Source organism: Oceanospirillum sp., assembly GCF_048265165.1.
Lineage (GTDB): Bacteria > Pseudomonadota > Gammaproteobacteria > Pseudomonadales > Halomonadaceae > Oceanospirillum.
Map to the genome: position 1 here is coordinate 238,707 of NZ_JBLXCD010000005.1, position 6,964 is coordinate 245,670.

A 6,964-nucleotide genomic window follows, 5' to 3' on the forward strand; every position below is an offset into this window, starting at 1 on the left:
GTCCTTATCAGAACCGATACCCAACCGTGATCATAGTCGCTGTTGTATCCGGGTAAAGCTCCTGAGCTTTCAGCTCGCCAAAACCAGTATCACCGGAATTGCTTTGCTGATAGAAAGAGACCCGAGTATACAGCTCTGAATTCTGATTCATTCGGTAGCCGTAGCGGAAACCCAGAGTATAGGTGTCCAGATCACCCAGGCGATAATCAGCACTGACTTCATCCAAAGACTGGTAATCGGAGGATGTTACATAACGCTTATAGAAATCAGCAGCGCTTTGGGTATACCAGCGCAACTGGGGCTCGATATAGTGCTTACCCAAATCCCAGCGATATTTAAGATCGACTGTATGGGAGTTTACCCCCCAGTCATCGAACATAAAGCGATAGCTCAGGTCAACAATATCTCCGTTGTCCAACTGACGTTTTCCTTGCCAGAAAAGCGCATGCTTCAGCCTCGAGTCAGGACGCTTTTCGTAGAGATAGAGATTGGCTCCGTCCTTTATAAAGTTACCACCGTAATTTCCCCCCGCATTGCTATCGATGACTGAAACAATTTTGTAGGGATCATTCAGATAACCGGAGCCGGAACTCAATGAGTAATTAAACTGCATTAGTGTTTTTCGGTCGATCACCTGCGTGAGGCCAAGAACAACATCAACAATCTGCTTATCATCAGACGAACCATCTCGACTGTTATTCAGATCAGTAGTGAACGTTGCGCTATCCGGAACCGGAGTACGACTAAGCCCTACAGGTAGGCCTCCTTCCGGATTCAAGCTATCTGCAGATAGGTTGAGCCCTAAGGTAAGGGTCGTATTCTTCTGGTTCAGGTAATGTGAAACGGTACCGTTAACACCTAATGACTGGTAATCATGCTCAGAAGATAGATAGCCACCCGCACTGTAGGCCCAATCTCGATTAATGGGAGCAGACCAGTTTGCGGAGAAAGCCGCGCGTGAATCCCGGAAAGTGTCATCAAGGGGCTGAGCATCTGCATCCGTCGTATAGCGTCCATTACCGGATGGCCGGGCAAAAGTTTGTGCCTGATCAGAAGAAGTCGCACCATTTGGAGATGCCCCTGTCAGGGTATCAAAAGCAAACTTCAGGTTTAACTTAGTTTCACTATCGAAGTTTCGTGTAGCGCTGACCACAGGCTCAAACGCACTGATACGACTATCGCTTTCAGCATAGATCAAAGCTGCGGTATCAAAATCCCAATTATCCAGCTCACCAGCCTGTGCCTGAGTCGGCAAACCTGCCAATAAAGCACAACCGGCCGATGCAAGCATCGCCTTCAGCCTACAATCACTCTGAGCCACATCTTGTTGTTTAGTTACAGCCACAGCCACCACCTCCGAATCCGCGTCCGCCACTGGTCGCTTCTTTACTGAAATAGATATGATCATCTAGGCCTGCTTCAACAGGATCAGAAATCAGCTGCATCTCTTCTTTTGCAAGAACATCACGCTCCCAGGGCTTAACCCCCAGATCAGAACAGCCAGTAAGCAGCATGCTGCTCATCAGGGCTGATATAAGCATTGCTTTTGTCATCGTCATTCACCTTATTCAGCCAGTAGTGCTTTGATGCTGTCTTCATAGTCTTTTACCCGATCACTATGAAAGCCAATATGCTGCGCTCGGATCTTACCGTTCCGGTCAATGAGATAGCTTGATGGCATACCCATGACACCATACTCATCGGGCAGCTGTGCATCGGTATCAAGGAGAACGGTAAACTGGGCAGGAACGTCCTGAAGAAACGCTTTCGCTAACTCAGCTTCCTGATCAAGATTGATCGCAACAACCTCAAGCCCCTCGGCCCGGTACGTGTCCTGAAGCTGGTTCATCCATGGAAACGACTGACGACAGGGGCCGCACCAGGAAGCCCAGAAATCAACTAAAACTACCTTTCCTTTAAAGTCAGAAAGAGACGCAACGCCGCCATTAACATCAGGAAGACTGACCTGGCTCATGGGCGCTAACTGAGCTTGCTGAACAGATTGCAACTCTGATGCTGCAACCTGGGTGCTTAAAACCGTAAGGGTTATACCTGCTGCTACAAGCTGTTTTTTAAACAAAAAAGACATATCCGAACTCCCTGATTCTTCGATTGGTCATCGACTGATCAGCATCTTCCCTTAGAAAACTTAAGATTTTCTTAAGCATGCAGGGCAGTTACTTAAGCAAACCTTAAGTTTCCGGACAGAAAATAGCTGAAACATCTCAAGGGATTAGCGAGGACCCACTCATGTCTCAGAACTACCGTTTAAGCCTGCAGCCCCGATTAAAGCAACTGCTGATTTTCATTCTTATGGCAGCACTTACTGGTCTCAGCCTGAGCGCTCTTGCAGAGGGAGTCACTCAGGAAGATGAGTTTCTTCCACCCGAGCAAGCGTTCAGCTTTAGCTATAAGCAACTAGGTGATAGAACCCTAAAGCTTCATTGGGATATTGCAGATGGATACTATCTGTATGAGAAGCGTCTTAAACTAATCGATGAAAACAAGCAGCCATTAAGCGATGTCACATTTTTGACGCCATCAGAGGAGAAAAATGACCCGAACTTTGGTCTGGTTAAGGTTTTTCATCACCAACTCGATATAGAAGCCTTGCCAAGCAGCAAGCAACTGCAACTGAGTTATCAGGGCTGTTCTGAGAATGGTCTGTGCTATCCGCCGCAGAGAAAAACCCTGGATGTGCAATCCGCTACCAATACAGAATCAAACACAAAGGTGTCTGAGAACAGCCAACCGACTCCTACAGCGGATCAAGCTTTAGCAGTGGAAGAGGATGCAGGCGCCATTGCAGCCATGCTGGCCAGTGCTGAGGGTTACTGGGTAGTCCTCACCTTTTTTGTACTGGGTTTAGGTTTAACCTTTACACCCTGTGTTTTACCTATGATTCCTATTCTGGCGGGTATCATTGCTGGTCAGGGTACGAATATCACGCTGCGTCGCGGCATAGGCTTATCAACTGCCTATGTATTGGGTATGTCGCTGACCTATACCCTAGCGGGTGTTCTTGTCGGTTATTTTGGTGCCAAGATGAACCTTCAGGCCACGTTACAAAGCCCAGCAGCACTGATTCTCTTCTCGGCACTCTTCACCGCTCTGGCAATGGCAATGTTCGGTTTTTATGAACTTCAGCTGCCATCATTCCTGCGTGACCGCTTAGACCGTATGGGTCAGAACAGCAGCGGTGGAAAATATACCGGTGTTGCATTAATGGGACTGATATCTGCTCTTGTGGTGTCACCTTGTGTCTCGGCGCCATTAGCTGGAGCTCTGGTTTATATCAGTACCACTGGGGATGCTTTACTGGGCGGTGCATCTCTTTTTGCACTAAGCCTTGGTATGGGCGTGCCACTCATTCTGGTTGGAGCTGGTGGCGGAAAGTGGCTACCCAGTGCCGGTAGTTGGATGTTGGAAGTAAAAGCTTTCTTCGGGGTGCTGTTATTAGGTGTTGCGATCAGTCTTCTTAGTCGCTTGCTTCCGGGCAATGTAAGTATCCTGCTGTGGTCACTGCTGGCGATTGTCTATGCCGCTCACCTTGGTAATTTTGGACAATCAGAATCCCTGAGCCACTGGGGAAAAACCCGTCGCGGACTCGCCATAGCCCTGATGACTTATGGCATCAGTCTGCTTCTCGCTGGTCTTGCAGGCCACGATGACCCTCTAAAGCCTCTTGCATTTGTTTCCGCTTCAGCTCAATCAGAGCCTGAACATGAAAATCCTTTGTTTACCCGTTATGACTCGGTTCAAAGTATGCAGGCCGCTATCCAAACAGCCAGTGCTGCTGCCCACCCGGTTGTTATTGATCTCTATGCCGATTGGTGTGCCAGCTGTAAGGTGATGGAACGTGAAGTGTTTAATCATCCAGATGCTCAGGCCTTTCGTGAAAAGGTCACCTTTATTCAGCTGAATATGACAGATAATACTTCTGAACAGCGTGCCTTTCTCCAACAGCATGGACTCTTTGGACCTCCGAGCTTACTCTTCTATAAAGCAAATGGACAAGAACTCAGCTCAGCCAGAGTTCAAGGCGAGCTGGGACCTCATCAGTTCATCGGTCAGGTAAACAAACTTCTGTGAGCATATTTTAAGCTAAGGAACCTATATGCGTGTTCTTCTGGTGGAAGATGATCCGGGCTTAGGATCAGGTTTACAGCAAGCGCTTAAAGCTGAAGGCTACACTGTTGACTGGCTTACAGATGGACTTCAGGCGCTGCAAGCACTCGAAACGGATTATTTTGATCTGGTAGTACTTGATCTTGGCTTACCACGGCTGGATGGTTTATCCGTTTTAAGGCAGATTCGGGCTCAGGGAAAGGACATCCCTGTCCTCATCTTAACAGCAAGAGATGCCGTGCAAGACAGAATAAATGGTCTTGATAGCGGTGCAGATGACTATTTGGTTAAGCCTTTTGACATGACAGAGTTGAAAGCTCGCATTCGCGCTCTACAGCGACGTAGCTCTGGACGCACTCAACCGACAATCAACCTGAGAGATATAGAAATCAACCCAGCTAGTCAGCAGGTGCTTTATAACGGGAACATAATCACCTTAACTCGACGTGAGTACACGCTGCTCTATGAGATGATGAGCCAGCCCAGTCATGTATTTACTAGGGACAGACTCCAACAACTGCTTTATGGGTGGGATGAAGATGTAGAAAGCAACGCAATGGAGGTGCACATTCATCATCTGCGAAAAAAGCTTTTTCCAAAACTGATTCGGACCTTGAGAGGCATCGGATACGTCATCGATAAAACAGAGGCATAAATGCTACCTGCGTCAATTACCAAACGAACACTGCTGTTTGTTTTACTTTTGCTGATGGCCATGAGCAGCTTAATAGGATACGTAAGCTTTAAAGACGCGAGCCATGAGATTGAAGAAATCTTTGATGCCCGCTTGGCTCAAAATGCCCGCCTTCTGCAAGCATTGGTTTTGGGAATCCACGATACACAGCTTAACAACAGGGAGGAGCAACAGCTACAAAAAGCATTTGAAACGGCCCTCCTAGAGGAAACCGGATCAGAAGGGCATAAATATGAAAGCAAAATATCTTACCAGGTAAGACACGGCCATCAGGTTATTATTCGCTCACCCTCTAGTCCGGAAAAGCCTATGGATTCTGCAAAGGTCGGTTTCAGTAAAATGACCTATAAAGATCACCAATGGATTACATTCACACTGAAAACACATGCCTCCAGTTTTCCATTTGTAGTGAGTGTTGCAGAGCGGGAAGATGTGCGTGGAGAGCTTGTCGAAAAAGTTGTTATTCAGACTCTTATCCCCGAGCTTATTGGTATACCGGTACTTGCCCTTCTTTTATGGAGTGCAATTAATTGGGGACTTTCACCATTAAAAGAGCTCACCCGGCTAATAGAAGGGCGAGCACCTGACAATCTCAAACCGATACGACTCAAAGCACCACCCTCCGAATTAAAACCTATACAGGAAGCTTTAAACCGTCTTCTAAGCGAAACAGAGACACTTATAGCTAGAGAACAGCGTTTAATAGCCGATGCAGCGCATGAGCTAAGAACACCATTGGCCGTTCAGAAAATACATGCCGATAATGCTTTACAGGCAGAATCAGAAAGCCAGCAAAAAGCCTCGCTTAAACAGTTAAATATAGCCGTAGACCGTTCTACGCGAATTGTTTCTCAACTGCTTACTCTTGCCAGACTAGACCCTGGAATTAGTCTTCAAAGAAGAGTAAGCATTGATCTGTTAAGAGAAACCCGTAGTAATCTGGCCGAGCTTATGCCCCTAGCTTGGAAAAAAAAGATTGAACTCAGCCTTGAAGCAGACGAGACATGCCTGTGGGAGTCTTATATTGAGGAAGGGATGCTCGATGTTTTACTACAAAACCTGATCAGTAACGCTGTCAAATTTTCACCCGTAAAAGGTCATATAGAGCTTTTCTTAGAAAACCAAAAAAAATATTTTGTTCTCACCGTTACTGACCATGGCTCAGGGGTTAACCAGGCTGACCTCAAACGGCTGACAGAAAGGTTCTACCGTTCTGGCCATGAAAATGGTGCAGGCCTTGGTCTTTCCATTGTTAAGCGCATTACTGAGCGACATAATGGAACTCTACTGCTTCAGCAAACTTCAGGCGGAGGGCTGACGGTTAAGGTCAGTCTGCCCAAGAAGAACCAGCCGATCTAAAGGGCATAATTTTTGCGAACGCGAAAACATCAGCCTCACTCTTATCAATTTCTGCATTTATCCAGGCATCCAAAACATTACGGTTCTAGAACATCACCGATAAGCCTGGGGTAAAATTCTCCGGTTAGTACATGGTCTTGCCGATGAACAGGGCACATAAGTGTTGAGACAGAAAGGCACAAGAAGTTTCATGCACAATAAGGTAAAAAACGTTATGCATCATAATGAGGTGTACAGTGACATGATCGCAATCCTTCGCTCACACCTTCTGTCTCTGTATCCTAGTTCCTGTATTACTCCGTACTCGCTTCTTTAAACTTTGATAACCTTTTGTACGTCTTACAACCATAAATCCCAGGCATAAAAAAACCCCGCTTCTTGGAAGCGGGGTTCTTTTGGGCTGCTTGCTTACGCAGTCAGCCGGTATAAGGCGCTTGACGATGTCCTACTCTCACATGGGGAGACCCCACACTACCATCGGCGCTGAGCAGTTTCACTTCTGAGTTCGGAAAGGAGTCAGGTGGTTCCTACACGCTATTATCATCAAGCAAATCGTCATTAAAGCTTATCTTATTTGTCAGCTTCAACAGAATCCGGTGTAAACTGCCAACAATATGCCAGCAATTTTAAAAAAACCCCGCTTCTTGGAAGCGGGGTTCTTTTGGGCTGCTTGCTTACGCAGTCAGCCGGTATAAGGCGCTTGACGATGTCCTACTCTCACATGGGGAGACCCCACACTACCATCGGCGCTGAGCAGTTTCACTTCTGAGTTCGGAAAGGAGT

At 46.9% G+C, this 6,964-nt stretch carries 6 protein-coding genes and 1 rRNA gene; 3 read left to right on the forward strand and 4 right to left on the reverse strand.

Annotated features, from left to right (window positions below):
* Positions 1–7 precede the first annotated feature (7 nt).
* From ACN0R8_RS11905 to ACN0R8_RS11915, 3 genes are read right to left on the reverse strand one after another with little or no spacing between them, the layout of a single operon-like run.
* Positions 8–1,345 (reverse strand): DUF3570 domain-containing protein, encoded by a 1,338-nt coding sequence (locus ACN0R8_RS11905; RefSeq protein ID WP_417597671.1) that lies wholly within the window; start codon positions 1,343–1,345, stop codon positions 8–10.
* Positions 1,332–1,553 carry a DUF4266 domain-containing protein gene (locus ACN0R8_RS11910; protein ID WP_417597673.1) on the reverse strand — a complete coding sequence of 74 codons (222 nt, stop codon included), beginning with the start codon at positions 1,551–1,553 and terminating at the stop codon, positions 1,332–1,334. Before ACN0R8_RS11910 ends, ACN0R8_RS11905 begins: the two co-directional genes overlap by 14 nt.
* An 11-nt stretch (positions 1,554–1,564) precedes the next feature.
* Entirely contained in the window at positions 1,565–2,089 is a 525-nt protein-coding gene (locus ACN0R8_RS11915; RefSeq protein WP_417597675.1) for a TlpA family protein disulfide reductase, read from the reverse strand.
* Between the two features lie 161 nt (positions 2,090–2,250).
* On the opposite strand from ACN0R8_RS11915, the gene dsbD reads away from it, so the two are divergent.
* From dsbD to ACN0R8_RS11930, 3 genes are read left to right on the forward strand one after another with little or no spacing between them, the layout of a single operon-like run.
* Complete coding sequence (dsbD, locus tag ACN0R8_RS11920; RefSeq protein ID WP_417597678.1) at positions 2,251–4,092, forward strand: protein-disulfide reductase DsbD; 1,842 nt, start codon at positions 2,251–2,253, stop codon at positions 4,090–4,092.
* Positions 4,093–4,117: 25 nt separating this feature from the next.
* On the forward strand, positions 4,118–4,783 hold the full coding sequence (locus ACN0R8_RS11925) for a response regulator (protein WP_417597680.1): 666 nt from the start codon (positions 4,118–4,120) through the stop codon (positions 4,781–4,783).
* Positions 4,784–6,181, forward strand: coding sequence for an ATP-binding protein (locus ACN0R8_RS11930; RefSeq protein WP_417597682.1), 1,398 nt, complete (start codon positions 4,784–4,786; stop codon positions 6,179–6,181).
* Between the two features lie 432 nt (positions 6,182–6,613).
* Here ACN0R8_RS11930 and rrf read toward each other — a convergent pair.
* A 5S ribosomal RNA gene (gene rrf / locus ACN0R8_RS11935) occupies positions 6,614–6,729 on the reverse strand.
* Positions 6,730–6,964: the final 235 nt, after the last annotated feature.

Excerpts from the sequence above, each read along its gene's own strand:
- dsbD (WP_417597678.1), top strand. The coding sequence starts at position 2,251 with ATGTCTCAGAACTACCGTTTAAGCCTGCAGCCCCGATTAAAGCAACTG.
- ACN0R8_RS11910 (WP_417597673.1), bottom strand. The coding sequence starts at position 1,553 with ATGACAAAAGCAATGCTTATATCAGCCCTGATGAGCAGCATGCTGCTT.
- ACN0R8_RS11930 (WP_417597682.1), top strand. The coding sequence starts at position 4,784 with ATGCTACCTGCGTCAATTACCAAACGAACACTGCTGTTTGTTTTACTT.
- ACN0R8_RS11925 (WP_417597680.1), top strand. The coding sequence starts at position 4,118 with ATGCGTGTTCTTCTGGTGGAAGATGATCCGGGCTTAGGATCAGGTTTA.
- ACN0R8_RS11915 (WP_417597675.1), bottom strand. The coding sequence starts at position 2,089 with ATGTCTTTTTTGTTTAAAAAACAGCTTGTAGCAGCAGGTATAACCCTT.